The organism is Acinetobacter sp. SwsAc6, from assembly GCF_013391565.1.
GTDB lineage: Bacteria > Pseudomonadota > Gammaproteobacteria > Pseudomonadales > Moraxellaceae > Acinetobacter > Acinetobacter cumulans.
This window is the reverse complement of sequence record NZ_JACAXE010000006.1, coordinates 141,307-156,014: the sequence shown is the minus strand read 5'-3', so window position 1 is coordinate 156,014 and position 14,708 is coordinate 141,307. Positions and strand designations below refer to the sequence as shown.

The 14,708-nt window shown below is 39.5% G+C and carries 14 protein-coding genes; 3 read left to right on the top strand and 11 right to left on the bottom strand.

Features of this window, described 5'->3' with window-relative positions:
• Nucleotides 1–473 precede the first annotated feature (473 nt).
• The 3 genes from HYG93_RS06530 to HYG93_RS06520 all read right to left on the bottom strand — a co-directional run bounded on the left by HYG93_RS06530 (nucleotide 474) and on the right by HYG93_RS06520 (nucleotide 3,332).
• A complete protein-coding gene (locus HYG93_RS06530) occupies nucleotides 474–1,406 on the bottom strand; it encodes an FAD-binding protein (RefSeq protein ID WP_178962084.1) in 933 nt (310 codons plus the stop codon).
• Between the two features lie 17 nt (nucleotides 1,407–1,423).
• A complete protein-coding gene (locus HYG93_RS06525) occupies nucleotides 1,424–2,176 on the bottom strand; it encodes an electron transfer flavoprotein subunit beta/FixA family protein (RefSeq protein ID WP_106985685.1) in 753 nt (250 codons plus the stop codon).
• 550 nt (nucleotides 2,177–2,726) lie between these two features.
• Nucleotides 2,727–3,332, bottom strand: a complete 606-nt coding sequence (locus tag HYG93_RS06520; RefSeq protein ID WP_120364511.1) for a LysE family translocator — start codon at nucleotides 3,330–3,332, stop codon at nucleotides 2,727–2,729.
• A gap of 112 nt (nucleotides 3,333–3,444) precedes the next feature.
• On the opposite strand from HYG93_RS06520, the gene HYG93_RS06515 reads away from it, so the two are divergent.
• Nucleotides 3,445–3,939, top strand: coding sequence for an Lrp/AsnC family transcriptional regulator (locus HYG93_RS06515; protein WP_106985687.1), 495 nt, complete (start codon nucleotides 3,445–3,447; stop codon nucleotides 3,937–3,939).
• Nucleotides 3,940–4,049: 110 nt separating this feature from the next.
• Here HYG93_RS06515 and HYG93_RS06510 read toward each other — a convergent pair whose 3' ends face one another.
• Nucleotides 4,050–4,430, bottom strand: coding sequence for a hypothetical protein (locus HYG93_RS06510; protein WP_120364510.1), 381 nt, complete (start codon nucleotides 4,428–4,430; stop codon nucleotides 4,050–4,052).
• Between the two features lie 480 nt (nucleotides 4,431–4,910).
• Here HYG93_RS06510 and HYG93_RS06505 point away from each other — a divergent pair, with 480 nt between their 5' ends.
• On the top strand, nucleotides 4,911–6,587 hold the full coding sequence (locus tag HYG93_RS06505) for an amidase (RefSeq protein WP_117007476.1): 1,677 nt from the start codon (nucleotides 4,911–4,913) through the stop codon (nucleotides 6,585–6,587).
• A gap of 73 nt (nucleotides 6,588–6,660) precedes the next feature.
• Here the strand turns inward: HYG93_RS06505 and xerA are convergent, their stop codons facing one another.
• The 6 genes from xerA to HYG93_RS06475 all read right to left on the bottom strand — a co-directional run bounded on the left by xerA (nucleotide 6,661) and on the right by HYG93_RS06475 (nucleotide 12,447).
• Complete coding sequence (gene xerA / locus HYG93_RS06500) at nucleotides 6,661–7,587, bottom strand: site-specific tyrosine recombinase/integron integrase (protein ID WP_117007475.1); 927 nt, start codon at nucleotides 7,585–7,587, stop codon at nucleotides 6,661–6,663.
• Between the two features lie 3 nt (nucleotides 7,588–7,590).
• Nucleotides 7,591–8,211 (bottom strand): alpha/beta fold hydrolase, encoded by a 621-nt coding sequence (locus HYG93_RS06495; RefSeq protein WP_178962083.1) that lies wholly within the window; start codon nucleotides 8,209–8,211, stop codon nucleotides 7,591–7,593.
• Between the two features lie 117 nt (nucleotides 8,212–8,328).
• Nucleotides 8,329–9,174: a diaminopimelate epimerase gene (gene dapF, locus HYG93_RS06490; protein WP_121531160.1), complete on the bottom strand. Its 846-nt coding sequence runs from the start codon at nucleotides 9,172–9,174 to the stop codon at nucleotides 8,329–8,331.
• 13 nt (nucleotides 9,175–9,187) lie between these two features.
• The gene (gene lysA, locus HYG93_RS06485) at nucleotides 9,188–10,432 is read right to left on the bottom strand and encodes a diaminopimelate decarboxylase (RefSeq protein ID WP_120364505.1); all 1,245 of its coding nucleotides are present in this window, start codon (nucleotides 10,430–10,432) and stop codon (nucleotides 9,188–9,190) included.
• Nucleotides 10,433–10,497: 65 nt separating this feature from the next.
• Nucleotides 10,498–10,683: a lipoprotein gene (locus HYG93_RS06480; protein WP_117007538.1), complete on the bottom strand. Its 186-nt coding sequence runs from the start codon at nucleotides 10,681–10,683 to the stop codon at nucleotides 10,498–10,500.
• Between the two features lie 360 nt (nucleotides 10,684–11,043).
• On the bottom strand, nucleotides 11,044–12,447 hold the full coding sequence (locus tag HYG93_RS06475) for an amino acid permease (protein WP_117006518.1): 1,404 nt from the start codon (nucleotides 12,445–12,447) through the stop codon (nucleotides 11,044–11,046).
• 316 nt (nucleotides 12,448–12,763) lie between these two features.
• On the opposite strand from HYG93_RS06475, the gene HYG93_RS06470 reads away from it, so the two are divergent.
• Nucleotides 12,764–14,119 (top strand): sodium:alanine symporter family protein, encoded by a 1,356-nt coding sequence (locus HYG93_RS06470; protein ID WP_106986439.1) that lies wholly within the window; start codon nucleotides 12,764–12,766, stop codon nucleotides 14,117–14,119.
• Between the two features lie 88 nt (nucleotides 14,120–14,207).
• Here HYG93_RS06470 and HYG93_RS06465 read toward each other — a convergent pair whose 3' ends face one another.
• On the bottom strand, nucleotides 14,208–14,642 hold the full coding sequence (locus HYG93_RS06465) for a hypothetical protein (RefSeq protein WP_106986414.1): 435 nt from the start codon (nucleotides 14,640–14,642) through the stop codon (nucleotides 14,208–14,210).
• Nucleotides 14,643–14,708: the final 66 nt, after the last annotated feature.

The window sequence follows — 14,708 nt, the reverse complement described above, 5'->3', positions numbered from 1 at the left end:
AAAATTCAGTCGGCCATTATAGCACAAATAGCATCGTTTTTGCGTCAAAGATTACGATCTATAACTATGATTTTTTGTGTGTATTTTCAGCATTTTCACAAATATTTAACAGCTGTATTTTAATCACTTCATCCATCTATAATTATTCTGTAATCGCCTCTTCAACGGCTTATTCTTTTTAAATCTTCTACATGCATTTAGCGTGAACTAGATCACCTTAAGGCTAGCATACGCCGAAGTAACATCATTAAGCTATGCGCTCTATTTGGACGCTATACCAGATTACTTTTACTAGGCATGACAAAGTTTATTTTGGGGTAATTAAATACCCTCAGCATGCGTATTTTCTCATCTACGTAGCTTTTAAAAACACTTCCATATCTACACCATAAAAACTTACACAAAATCTAAATCCAATAAAAAACGCCCTTATGCATGATGCATAAGAGCGTTTTTTGAACTAAGTTCAGAAATTAGATTTTAGATACTAATTCTGGAACTACAGTGTTCAAATCACCTACTAACCAGTAGTCAGCTACTGCGTTAATTGGCGCTTCTTCATCTTTGTTGATCGCAACAATCACTTTAGATTCTTTCATACCTGCCAAGTGCTGAATCGCACCAGAGATACCTACAGCGATATACAATTCAGGCGCAACGATTTTACCTGTTTGACCTACTTGCATGTCGTTTGGTACGAAACCAGCGTCAACCGCAGCACGTGAAGCACCTTGAGCAGCGCCTAGCTTGTCAGCTAATGGGTCAAGTACAGCGTGATAGTTTTCACCTGAACCAACACCGCGACCACCAGATACAACAATGCGAGCAGCTGTTAATTCTGGACGTTCTGATTTCACGATTTCTTCAGAAACGAACTTAGAGATACCAGCGTCGCCAGTTGAAGCAGCAGCTTCAACAGCAGCAGAACCACCTTCAGCAGCAACAGCATCAAATGCAGTACCACGAACAGTTGCAACTACAACTGATTCACCAGATTCTACAGTTGCAATCGCGTTGCCTGCATAGATAGGACGTTTGAAAGTTTTAGGACCTTCAACAGCAATGATGTCAGTGATCATGCTTACGTCAAGAAGCGCAGCCGCACGTGGAAGTACGTTTTTGCCCGTTGTCGTAGAAGCAGCAAGGATGTGAGAATAACCCGCACCGATTGAAGCAACTAATTTAGCAACGTTTTCAGCCAATTGATTAGCATAAGCCGCGTCATCAGCAAGTAATACTTTGCTTACACCCGCAACTTTAGTTGCTTGGTCTGCAACTGCTTGCGCGCCAGAACCAGCTACCAATACAGTGATATCACCACCGATTTTTTGCGCCGCAGCAACAACGTTTAAAGTTGCACCGTTAAGTGCTTTGTTGTCGTGCTCAGCGATAACTAAAATACTCATGATTTTATCCTTCTGTATTAGATCACTTTCGCTTCGTTTTTCAATTTTTCTACAAGCTCATCTACAGATTTCACTTGTACGCCAGCTTTACGTTCAGCAGGAGCTTCAACTTTAACAGTTTTAAGCTTAGTTGCTGGAGAAACGCCATAATCAGCTGGTGACTTAGTATCAAGCGGTTTTTTACGCGCTTTCATGATGTTTGGAAGAGCCGCATAACGTGGTTCATTCAAACGTAAGTCAGTTGTGATGATTGCTGGAAGAGAAAGCTCAACAGTTTGTAAACCACCGTCGATTTCACGAGTCACTTGTACTTTGTCGCCTTCAACTTTAACTTCTGAAGCAAAAGTACCTTGACCTGCGCCAAGTAAAGCACCCAACATTTGACCAACTTGGTTAGAGTCGTCATCAATTGCTTGTTTACCAAGAAGAATCAATTGAGGTTGTTCAGCGTCTACTACGCCTTTAAGGATTTTTGCAACTTCAAGCGCACCTAGTTGGCTATCATCAGCTTCAACTAGAATACCGCGGTCAGCACCAAGAGCCATAGAAGAACGAATTTGTTCTTGAGCTTCTTTAGGACCAATAGAAACAACAACGATTTCTGAAACAGTTCCTTTTTCTTTTAAACGAACCGCTTCTTCCACTGCGATTTCACAGAATGGGTTGATAGACATTTTAACGTTAGTAAGGTCAACCCCACTATTGTCCGGTTTAACGCGAACTTTAACGTTGGCATCAACCACACGTTTTACAGCAACAAGAGCCTTCATGTAATCCTCGGCTGTTTTAGCAAATGTAAATGTTATGAAAAGTTATAATAACTCTTCACTTAAAATTTTTTAGGTGCCCTATCTTGCAATGTGTATGGCATTTCGGTCAAGTCACAATTATCGAAAGACCTGTAAAAATGCGTAAATTTCCTTGAACTAATGGTTCACATTTTTATATCGCACTTGAATTGGACTGTTTTTCATAAAGTTTTTGTTATTTTTTTAACCATTGATTTATATTATGTTTTTACCTGATTTACATCATCAAAAGTTTTGATCGATCTGTTTTTAGATGTTTATCCACTCAATATGGCTCGCTTAAATGCGCAGATTGCTTGTAATCGGGATTATGTCATTTAAGACAGAATAGTTTTTCATCTTATTTTTTATACAATTTAACAATAAATCAGATGTCCTATTTTTTAGCTTCCATTCTTGTGGCTGTGACTCAAAACCCAAAATACACCATGATTCAAATCATAAAAAAAAGCCCGTTTAGATAAAACGAGCTTCTTTAAAGTACTTAACTGGTTCTAGTGCTTATGTATTTTTAATTTGAAATTAGCCAAATTGCTGCCAATCCCAATAGACCGCCAGATGTACCATCAATCCATTTTTGTTTGCGTTCATCAATATGGGTTTTTGCGCTAATTTTTGCAAAAACCAAACTCAAGGCGCAGTACACGATAAAGATCAACCCAATAAATACCAATGAAAGTAATAGGCCTTGAGCAACTGTATTGCCTGCTTTATCTATAAACTGAGGCAGAATTGCAAAATAAATCAACATGCCTTTGGGATTAAGCAATGCCGTAAAAAAGCCCTTCTTAATCGGTGAACTAGTGCTTTTATTTTCAATATGGATCGCATTTTTACTAAAGACCGACTTTAACAAGGTCACAGCCAGATAAATTAAGTAAGCAATCCCCAGCCAACGAATAGTTTCAAACAAAATTGGGAACGATACAATAATAGCTGCTAAGCCTAATGCGACCAAAATGGAATGCACCAAATAGCCCGAGCAAATCCCTAGAGTTGCCATCATGCCTGCTTTTGCATCCTTACCCATCACTTGAGACAGAACAAATAGCATATCTGGCCCTGGTGTAAAAATTAGCGGTGTAACCGTTAAAGCAAAGAGTACTAATACAGACATTTTCCTTTTCCTATCGCTGTACTGATGGAAAAAATAGTATCTTCGAATTGCGCTAAAATATGATTTCAAATATTCTAATAAATTACTTATTTTTAGAATTATATTCTATTTTATGAAAATTTCTTCCAAGTCTATTCTAGTAAAGCTGGATCGTATTGATAAAAATATCATTCACTCGCTTCAAAGTAATGGTCGCATGCAAAACAATGAATTGGCCAAAGCCATTGGGCTTTCACCTTCATCTTGCTTAAGACGTGTAAAGTTATTAGAAGAAGCTGGCGTAATTCAAAGCTATACCACAGTGGTAGACCCACAGCGGATTGGTTTTCAATTGTTATTATTTTCTCGAATTTGGTTGGTTGGCCAAGATGCCGAAACAATCGATTTATTTATCGAAGCAATGAAAGAGCTACCCCAAGTCATGGAGTGCTATATTATTTTAGGTGAGTGCGATGCCATGCTAAAAGTCGTGGTGCCAGACTTAGAAAGTTACCGTAAGTTTCAATCAACGCATTTGACCAAAAAAAATGGCATTACCAGCGTAAAAACGGATGTTCCAAGTCAAATCGTGAAACAGAGCTACCAATTACCTTTAGAAGATTTATAAGTCTTAAAAGATTTATCCGTCTGCCCATGTCTTATTTACGTGAGTCATCATTCAACATAAAAGAGATCAACAATCAGGATGAATTGATGATCTCTCTTTCGCTTGTCTCATTACTCTTTATCTGCAGACTGATTGTCTAAAAAGTCTCGATGAATATGGCTTAAATTAATAAGCTCGTGGTCTTTTAAATTAAAAATCTGCCAAACAGCAATTGCATCTTCTTTTAGGTCTACAGCAACAGTCGGTTTGGTATAAATTTGCCATTGTAGATCTGAAATCCAAACATAATATTGTTGGCTTGCCTCATGATAAGCCAAAACTTTACCTTCAGCATTAATGCCTTGTACCTTCGCACCTTCGGGCAATGCCGCTTCTATTTTAGGCAAGCTAATTTCAACAAAATGTTTAATTTGTCGTAAACCATAGCCGATAAAGATATCTTTCTGCGCTGGGCTAAGCTGGTTATATTTTTCTTGAAGATTGGAAATCATTGTTTCTGCCTAGTTTTTAAATCAAATTCTTTATATTGCATGGGTGCTTAAGAAATGCATTTTCTATATGATTTTCATTGAGTTCGCCATACGATTGCGACGATGTTTTATCCATCTCTATTCATCTAGCAGTTATACGCTATTTTTATACTTGAAAAAGTGACTATTTATTATTCTACATTAGTACAAAAGATCAATTTAAGTCATTTTAAAGTAGAAAACAAACATAACAAATTGAATTTAAATACATAAATAATTATATACAGCGCTTAAAAATTTAATATAGAAACGAAAAATTCAAAAATTGCTGTGAATCTTCTATTTTTATGTCACTTTTAAAGCATTAAATTCTCGATAAATGCTGATACTTTTTATTCTAAAATTTTAAATCAAACACTAAAAACAAGAATAATCAAAACCATACATGGCACAAGCATTGCATTAGAAAGTCTACAAACATACATTTCTGGGGTAGGCTTCATGTTGGGTTTTAAAAAAACAATTTTACTAATCTCTCTTTCAGGTTTTCTAACCGCATGTAATGACTCAAAAGATAGCAATTCAGCTTCTGAAACAATCCAGCCAGTACCCTTTAATCCTGTTGAAGCCAGTATTGCTGATGTGCATCAATCGATTCAAACCAAAGGTGCAACGTGCGTTCAAATCGTGCAAAGCTATTTGGATCGTATTCAGGCCTATGACAAACAAGGACCAACATTAAACAGCATCATTTCTGTTAATCCTACAGCACTGAAAGATGCCAAAGACTTAGATGATTACTATGCCAGTACAGGTAAACTGAAAGGTGCTTTACACTGTGTGACAGTATTGCCTAAAGACAACATTGATGCCATCAACATGGCCAATACAGCTGGTTCTAAAGCACTGATTGATAATTTCCCACAAGACGATGCATACATTATTAAAAATATTAAAGATCATGGTGGCATTATTTTAGGTAAAGCCAATTTAGATGAGTTTGCCTTTGGGTTTGGTGGTAGCTCTAGCCATAAAAATGGTGGACAGACCAAAAATGCTTACGATCTGAGCAAAGGCCCAGGGGGTTCATCCGCAGGTACAGGTGCTGCCATTAATGCAAGCTTAGCCCTGATTGGTATTGGAACAGATACAGGTGGCTCAATTCGTATTCCATCATCATTACAAGGCCTTGTTGGTTTGCGTCCTTCACTACGTCTAGTTAGTCAAGATGGCATCATTCCTCTTGCACCAACACAAGATACGGCTGGCCCGATGTGTCGTAAAGCCGTCGACTGTGCCATTTTAATGGATAGCATGACGGGTTTTGATCATTCAGCATCTTCAAATCAACGCAATGATTTTGACCGTTTAGCACCATTATTAAGCACTGAAAGCGAATATAAAACCTTGTTTTCAGTACCAACAAGCTACGTGCCTACAGCAGATAATAACTTACAAGGAAAACGTATTGGCTTAGTCCGTGCACTATATGCTCAGCCGAATAATGCGGGCGTATTCACTGAGGACGGCCAATTAATTAATCAAGCAATGGATCAAGCAGTTGCCAAATTAACCGCAGCGGGTGCCATTGTTGAGGAAGTAACAATAGATGATTTATCTACGATTCTTAGCACTTATTCAAGTTTGTCTTCTTATGAGTTTAAAATTTCACTTACTGACTATTTAAAAACCACACGAAGTATTTTTCAGTCTTATACCGATTTGCAAAACAGTGGCTTAATGATTTCAAGTTTTAATAACTATGACCGTGACAGTACGGCGCAATCATTTATTGAGGGTTATCACCTGAACACCGTCGTACGTGCACCACATGTCCGTGGTAGTTTAAATAAAGCCTTAGATCATACCGATGCAACGGGACAACTTACAGGGACCAGCTATGATGCGCTTGCTTATCCAACCATGCATGCTTTGGCGCCAAATTTAGGCCGTAGCCCATCGGCGGGGACCAATAATCGCCTGAGCCCATTTAGTGGCTTCCCTGCACTTTCAATGCCTGCAGCACAAGTGGTTGCGAGTACCAGCCAATATCCAATGAACGTCAATATTGAATTTATTGCACGTGAATTTGATGAGCCTACACTATTTAAAATAGCAACAGCATTTGAACAAATTAACCCAGTACGCCAAACACCCGTACATACGCCTGCTTTATAAATATTGGGCGGACTCATCTGCCTTATAACAAGCACAAAATAAAAAGAAGGCCATGCCTTCTTTTTATTTTGTCTTACTTTTTCAATTGTGCTCTGGGGTGCGCCTGATCATAAACTTGTGCCAAATGATCAAAATCCACATGGGTATAAATTTGAGTTGTGGTTAAATTACTATGCCCCAACATTTCTTGTACGGCGCGTAAATCTCGACTATTCGACAGCATATGACTGGCAAAACAATGTCTTAACAAATGCGGATGGAGATCAATATTCACCCCTGCACGTTGCGCTTGTAGCTTCACGCGATTTTCAATTTGACGCGCACCAAGTGGGTTTCCCTTTTGGGTAATAAAAACATTTGCTTCTGGGACAAAGTCCCCATGCCACAGCGGATAAATTTGTAGCCACTGCATAACGGCATCTTTGGCTTTCACTCCAAAAGGAACTACACGCGTTTTATTGCCCTTACCTGTAATGCGCAGTAACTGTCGATTAAAATCAACATCCTTAATTCTTAAAGACTGTACTTCTGCTAAGCGTAATCCACTGGAATATAAAAGCTCTAAAATCGCTTTATCTCTGAGCCACATCTGCTGTTGTGCTTCTGAAGCTGGTGCAGGCTGATCTAAAATTTGATTGACCGTTTCTATATCGACTAAACCGGGCAATGGACGAGACTGTCGTTTGAGCTGAAAATCATCTGCTGGGTTAAAGGCCATATATTGCCCCTGCTCAGCCCACTTCATAAACTGGCGTACAGCCGATAATATGCGTTGTAAACTACTCGAACTCAGTTGTTGATGTTCAACTTTAGAACCTAAAAACTCACGTAAATCTGCACTTTCAATATCATTTAAGTTGAGGTTTCGCGTCGCACAAAATGCCAAAAAATCACTGACATCGCGTTCATAAGCGTGCAAAGTATGTTCCGATTGATTTTGGATTTTTCGTTCCTTTAACCACATAGATAGCAATACTTGTGGCTCAAATCCTTCTAACATTCTTCAGCACTCCCACTGAGCTAAATAATGAGCAATAAACGTCGCGGTTTGATCTGGATATTTTTCTGCAAACAGATGATCACCACCTTCTACAATGTGAAGTTCCGCTTTGGCAAAGGCGGACTGTAAATAAGTGCCCACCGCGATAGGGCTCACGGGGTCCTGATCTCCCCACAGCAATAAGACAGGCTGTAAAATGGTCTGTAATTGCGGGCTGTAATCAATACTTGCTGTACAGAACCAATCTGGATAGTTTAAATATTGTTGTTGATAAGCACTACGCCAATCTTGCGCCTGAAAAGGCGCTAAGTTCACTCCACCAGAGGTTGCCAGTAAAACTAAGCCTTTCACCAAGTGCGGTTTTTGCAATGCTGCTTGCACTGCAAAAATACCCCCCATTGACTGCGCAATAACAATGCATTCCTGCTCAATTTGTTCTAATACGTATTGAGTCAAACTTGCAAAATCATAGACATCTGCATGCGAAGGTTGCATGCCGAATGAAGGGTATGCAATCACTTTTTGAGATGTAAAATTACCAAATGTGCGCTTAGCCAGCCGTTGCTGGACAGGTTGCCAAAAAGCTGTGCTACCCGATGCGCCTGGTAAAAAGATCAGTTGCATAGTTTTTAATTGATGAAAAATATCTGATTAGAAACAGCATAGCTGATTTTTACCCATAAAAAAGCACCTTCATTTGAAAGTGCTTTTTTCGTTTTCCATATTTAGCCTGGTTTTGGCTTAAGCTTGGAAATATCGCAAATCTAAACGGCCTTCGTAAACGGTCGCAGTCGGACCTGTCATCCAAACTACATCGCCTTCTTTCCATTCAATTTGTAGCTTACCGCCAGCCAATTCAATTTCGACTTTGCTTGAAAGTAAACCACGGCGCATACCCGATACAGCAGCTGCACATGCACCTGTACCACAAGCTAAAGTTTCACCTACACCACGTTCAAACACACGCAAACGCGCATGCTTTTCATCAATGATTTGCATAAAACCAGCATTTACACGTTGTGGGAAACGCTCATGAGATTCAACTTGTGGACCAATACGTGGCACATCAGCTGTAATCACATCAGGAACTATGGTCACCGCATGCGGATTACCCATATTCACCACATCAATTGTCAACTTTTCATCGTTGGCTAATGCAATGTCATACAAGTTTTCAGGCTCGTCTGCCAAAAATGGAATTTCTTGTGGCAAGAATTTTGGATAGCCCATGTTCACACGAACCCAACCATTTTCGCCTAATTCAGGTTCAACAATACCCGCCTTAGTTTGCACTTTAATTTTGGTTTTTGTGGTCAATTGGCGCTCGTGTACAAAACGTGCAAAACAACGTACCCCATTACCGCATTGCTCTACTTCAGAACCATCTGCGTTAAAGATACGGTATTTAAAATCTGCATTTGGTACATCTGGTGGTTCTACAATCAACAATTGATCAAAACCAATACCAAAGTGACGATCCGCTAAACGCTGAATCGTTAGTGCATCTAGATAAACACGTTGGCTAATTAAATCTAAAACCAGAAAGTCATTGCCCAAGCCATGCATTTTGGTAAATTCTACTAACATCTCGAATCACTCCTTAAGGCAAAAGACGTTCACGTTCCCATAACGATTCTATTGTTTCGCGTTCACGAACTAAGTGTGATTGCGCACCATCGACCATCACTTCAGCTGCACGACCACGGCTATTGTAGTTCGAACTCATCACAAAACCGTATGCGCCTGCGCCCAATACTGCGAGCACATCATTTTCTTGAATGGCTAATTCGCGCTCTTTACCTAAGAAATCGCCAGTTTCACAAATTGCACCCACCACATCCCAAGTTTTTGTTTCAGCTTGAGGATTTGGTGTAACTGCTTGAATGTCCATCCATGCTTCATAAAGCGCAGGACGGATTAAGTCATTCATTGCAGCGTCAATAATGGCAAAATTGCGGTGATTGGTTGGTTTAAGCAAATCAACTTTGGTTAATAATGTACCTGCATTGGCAGAAATACTACGACCCGGTTCCATATAGACTTTCATACCAAGCTTTTCTAAAGCAGGTTTCATGGCATTGGCATATTCTTCTACAGAAGGTGGCGTTTCATCTTTATACGTCACGCCCAAGCCACCGCCAATATCGATATGCTGAAGATGAATACCTAAAGTTTTTAAATGATCAATCATGATCATGATGCGGTCTAAAGCATCAACAAATGGCTGCGTTTCAGTTAACTGCGAGCCAATATGACAATCAATACCCACAACATCTAAATTCGGTAATGAAGCAGCATATTGATAAGTTTCATATACGCTGTCTGATGGAATGCCAAATTTATTTTCTTTTAAGCCCGTCGAGATATATGGATGTGTTTTAGCATCAACATCTGGATTCACGCGTAATGAAATCGGCGCTTTTTTGCCAAGTTTCGCTGCGACATTTTGAATACGATCCAACTCTGCATAAGATTCAACATTAAAACATGCAATGCCAACTTCAAGTGCTTTTTGAATATCTGCTTCAGTTTTACCTAAACCAGAAAATACAATTTTAGATGCATCGCCACCCGCTTTGAGTACACGAGCCAATTCGCCACCGGTCACAATATCAAAACCTGCACCAAGCTTGGCCAATACATTCAAAACCGCAATGTTGGAGTTAGACTTCACCGCAAAACAAATTTGATGGTCGATAAAGCTAAATGCACGATCCATATCTAAATAATGCTTTTCAAAAGCCGCTTTAGAATAGACATATAGTGGTGTGCCGTATTGCACTGCGAGCGCTTGTAATGAACATTGCTCAGCATGCAAAACCCCATTGATGCGGGTGAAACTCATGAAAGTATCCTTGCTTAAATCAAATCAGATGTAGTTTTTGAAGCTCTGGCTTCGGTCTCTGCAGACTACTGAGCTGGTGCCTGTTGCTCATGCACGTCCTCAGCTTTTTTTTCTGTATTCTGATCTGAATACAGTAAATATTTTGCACGTTTGTCAGCGTTCGCATCGCCTGGCAAATGTAATGCGCCCGACTGGCCACAAGCAGTCAAAAGTAAACTGCCCAAGAAAAGCATCACCACCTTGCAACTCATAACACGGTTCATACGCGTACCTAAAAATATTTTTTCCGAGTATAACGTGATCAACACACGGATAAAAGAAAAGCCCACGATTTCTCAATAAGCTGATCCTGACTCTGATTCAAAATTAGGCAACTTTGATTTGCTTTGGCACAAGTTCTTCTTTAATTTTACTGTGCATTGTAAGCAATAGCACTGCAATTAAAATAGAGCTTAACGCGTAGCGTCTTTAAATCTTAAAAATAATCATCAGACTCGCATCACAATTCGATCTTTTATTCTTCAGTCTTTTTCAGGTTCGATACGTATGACTTTGTCAATTATAGTCATAAAAAAACTGCCCAATGTGGACAGTTTTTTTAACACAGATACTTATTTTTGCTTTTTCTTATAAAAACCAAAATAACCAATGACCAAAATGACAAACCAGATTGGGCTCACCATCAAGGCTTTCATGGTGTCTGCTTCCATTGACAATACATAAATCATGCCGATAAAGAAGGCGATAACCAACCAACACGTATACAAACCACCAGGCAATTTAAATGTTGATTTGGCATGAAGCTCTGGACGTGTTTTGTAGTACACAATATAGCTCCAGATAATCATCAGCCACACACAAATAAACAAGACTGTTGAAAGTGTAGTTGCCAATGTAAAGGCTTCAACCGTATTCGGAACAAAGTACTGAAGTGCAGCACCCAATAACAAACAAACTGCAGAGAAATACAATGCATTTGCAGGTACAGCGCGTTTATTCAATTTACCAAAAGCTTTTGGCCCTTGCTCTTCACGAGACAAACCAAACAACATACGCGAAGTTGAAAATACGCCACTGTTCATCGATGACATCACCGATGACAAGACCACCAAGTTCATAATAATGGCAGCTGCAGCAATACCCGCTTGGCTAAATAAATTTACGAAAGGCGAAATGCTTGGATCAATCTTGTTCCAAGGTGTTACAGACATCACGATCACCAAAGCCAATACATAGAAAATAATAATACGGATTGGAATCGAGTTAACCGCTTTAGGTAAATTATGCTCAGGATCTTTGGTTTCAGCAGCAGTCGTACCCACCAATTCAACCCCCACAAATGCAAAAATAGCAATTTGGAAGCCTGCTAAGAACCCTGTGACCCCTGTTGGGAATAATCCACCATGTGACCATAAGTGCGTAAATGAAGCAATTTCACCAGCTGTTGAAGTAAATCCGGTAAAAATCATCCACAAACCGACGCCAATCAGCACCACAATGGCTAAAATTTTGATGAGTGCAAACCAAAACTCTAACTCACCAAATAGCTTAACGGTGACTAAGTTTAGTCCCATAATAAACACAATGGCGGCAATACTAATGAGCACCCCTTCTTCAGGCGAAAATGGGTTACCTCCATTAAAAAACTGCAAATAGTAAATAATTGCAGAAAGATCGGCGATACCTATCGTAATCCAACACAGCCAGTAGGTCCAACCGACAAAATAACCCGCCCACGGGCCAATCAAATCCGTTGCAAAGTCAATAAATGACTTGTACTGCAAGTTAGATAACAAAAGTTCACCTAATGCTCGCATGACCAAAAAGACCATGAAACCAATGATCATATAGATCACCAGTATAGATGGACCTGCCAAACTAATTGTTTTACCAGAGCCCATGAATAAGCCCGTACCAATCGCGCCACCAATTGCAATTAATTGGAGATGTCGGTTAGACAGACTACGTTGCAGATCGCCATTTTCAGCTGGCGAACTATTATTTTGGTGATTCATTCTTGATTCAATTTTGCTGTCCAATCGGCACAAATTAACTTAATTGATTAAAAAAATACAAAATTATTTTCGCTTGATCTGTATTTTCGGATTAATTGCTGTATTTAATTTATTTTTCTTATATACAAAGTATAAATATTACACTAAATATAAGTAGTGACATCAACGCATACATCAATATAAAAACTTGAAAACATGAGTAATAAAAAAACCTCCTTGCCTCAAAAAGGAATTAAACACTGGAAGTTTCGACTAACTGGCATAGCACTTGCTTAATGCAAGCTTAAATAACCTAGATGGGATGGATAAGAAAAATATGCAAAACTTACAAAATTTTATGGAGACCCTAAGCGGATTAGTCTGGGGTCCTTACATGCTCGTATTGATTGTCGGTACAGGTGTGTTCCTCACATTCCGCTTATTATTTTGGCAATTCCGTATGTTGCCATTGGCTTTCAAACAAGTCTTTGGTAAACATCCCAAAAAACATGAAGGTGATATTAGTCAATTTGCCTCGCTCATGACGGCCCTTTCAGCCACGATTGGTACGGGTAATATTGCAGGTGTTGCTACAGCCTGCGTACTTGGTGGCCCTGGTGCTGTATTTTGGATGTGGATGACCGCGCTATTTGGTATGGCCACTAAATACGGCGAAGGCGTATTGGCAGTTAAATTTCGTATAAAAAATGAAAAAGGTGAAATGTCTGGTGGCCCGATGTATTACATCGAGCGTGGACTAGGCGCTAAATGGAAATGGCTGGCAGTACTTTTTGCGCTGTTTGGTACCTTGGCATCCTTTGGTATTGGCAGTTCCGTGCAATCTAACACTGTGGCATTAGCGGTTGAAAAGAGCTTAGGCATTAGTACACTTACCACAGCGATTATCATTACTGCTTTCTCTGCCTTGGTCATTTTAGGTGGTATTAAATCAATTTCAAAAGCGTCTTCGGTGATTGTTCCTGTCATGGCGATAGGCTATGTGTTAGGCGGTCTCATCATTATTGTGAACAACCTAGAGCTGGTTGTCCCTGCACTAAAATTGATCTTTACTTATGCATTTACAGGTGAAGCGGCCGCAGGTGGCGCAATCGGTGCTGCAATTCGCTATGGTGTTGCACGCGGTGTATTCTCAAATGAAGCAGGTATGGGTTCTGCGCCCATTGCGGCAGCAGCAGCACAAACTGATCATCCTGCACGCCAAGGTCTTGTATCTATGACAGGTACATTCCTCGATACAATTGTTGTGTGCTCAATCACTGGTATTGTTTTAGTCATGGGCTTTATTATGGCTGGCAATTCGTTTGGCGATCAAACCGGTGCTGTCCTCACGATTAGTGTATTTGACAAACTCCTACCAGGTTTTGGTGGCTGGGTGGTGACCTTTGGTATTATTTTCTTCGCCTATTCAACGATTTTAGGTTGGAGCTACTATGGCGAAAAATGCTGTACTTATTTATTGGGTGATAAATCCATCTTAATTTATCGTCTTATTTATATCGCATCTGTCTTTGTAGGCTGTGTCGTGACCCTTGATTTGGTTTGGTTATTTGCAGATACCTTTAATGGACTTATGGCTGCACCAAACTGTCTCGCACTGTTACTCCTTTCGGGCATTATTGTGAAAGAATCCAAAGACTTTATTGAACGTCGTAAAAACGGTGAACTGTACTAAAACAAAGTCTACCACTCAAAAAGCCACACATTTGTGTGGCTTTTTTAATGTGTCTATGAGCATCCAAATAAATACTCAATGGTAAACCTTAACTTAAACGACCACGTGCCGTAGAATCTTGGTCTTCATCTTCAAACTGATTTTCTAAGTCAGCTGACTCTTGACGATCAGCTTCAATTTCTAAAGCCACTTCCAGCGATAATACAAAAAAGAAGACATCTTCAATTTTCATATTACCCTCTTCATCTTCAAGATGCTGTTGCACCAATTGATATTGTGGATCTTGCTCATCAAATGGAAGCTCTAAATAAACATCTCCTAAATAGCCATCAATGAGACTTTCATCCTCAATGCCCATACATGGTGTATATGCAATTCCATGTTCATCTAACCATGCCAAAACAACATTACGCGCATTGTCTTCTAAATCTTTATCTTCAATGTAATTTTCAAAATGTAAAAAAAGCACATCACGTTTTTTTTCACGCGCAATCGCATCGATATGTTGTATTAGCATTGGCATTGCAGTGATCCATTTTGAGTAATTTAAGCATCTATTATAGAGCCTGAAATGCAATTCATGCTAATG

What these genes read in the sequence shown, in the direction of transcription:
- HYG93_RS06520 (WP_120364511.1), bottom strand. Translation starts at nt 3,332, where the DNA reads ATGTCTGTATTAGTACTCTTTGCTTTAACGGTTACACCGCTAATTTTT.
- HYG93_RS06480 (WP_117007538.1), bottom strand. Translation starts at nt 10,683, where the DNA reads ATGAGTTGCAAGGTGGTGATGCTTTTCTTGGGCAGTTTACTTTTGACT.
- HYG93_RS06505 (WP_117007476.1), top strand. Translation starts at nt 4,911, where the DNA reads ATGTTGGGTTTTAAAAAAACAATTTTACTAATCTCTCTTTCAGGTTTT.
- dapF (WP_121531160.1), bottom strand. Translation starts at nt 9,174, where the DNA reads ATGTTAGTAGAATTTACCAAAATGCATGGCTTGGGCAATGACTTTCTG.
- xerA (WP_117007475.1), bottom strand. Translation starts at nt 7,587, where the DNA reads ATGTTAGAAGGATTTGAGCCACAAGTATTGCTATCTATGTGGTTAAAG.
- HYG93_RS06470 (WP_106986439.1), top strand. Translation starts at nt 12,764, where the DNA reads ATGCAAAACTTACAAAATTTTATGGAGACCCTAAGCGGATTAGTCTGG.
- lysA (WP_120364505.1), bottom strand. Translation starts at nt 10,432, where the DNA reads ATGAGTTTCACCCGCATCAATGGGGTTTTGCATGCTGAGCAATGTTCA.
- HYG93_RS06475 (WP_117006518.1), bottom strand. Translation starts at nt 12,447, where the DNA reads ATGAATCACCAAAATAATAGTTCGCCAGCTGAAAATGGCGATCTGCAA.
- HYG93_RS06525 (WP_106985685.1), bottom strand. Translation starts at nt 2,176, where the DNA reads ATGAAGGCTCTTGTTGCTGTAAAACGTGTGGTTGATGCCAACGTTAAA.
- HYG93_RS06515 (WP_106985687.1), top strand. Translation starts at nt 3,445, where the DNA reads ATGAAAATTTCTTCCAAGTCTATTCTAGTAAAGCTGGATCGTATTGAT.
- HYG93_RS06465 (WP_106986414.1), bottom strand. Translation starts at nt 14,642, where the DNA reads ATGCCAATGCTAATACAACATATCGATGCGATTGCGCGTGAAAAAAAA.
- HYG93_RS06530 (WP_178962084.1), bottom strand. Translation starts at nt 1,406, where the DNA reads ATGAGTATTTTAGTTATCGCTGAGCACGACAACAAAGCACTTAACGGT.
- HYG93_RS06495 (WP_178962083.1), bottom strand. Translation starts at nt 8,211, where the DNA reads ATGCAACTGATCTTTTTACCAGGCGCATCGGGTAGCACAGCTTTTTGG.
- HYG93_RS06510 (WP_120364510.1), bottom strand. Translation starts at nt 4,430, where the DNA reads ATGATTTCCAATCTTCAAGAAAAATATAACCAGCTTAGCCCAGCGCAG.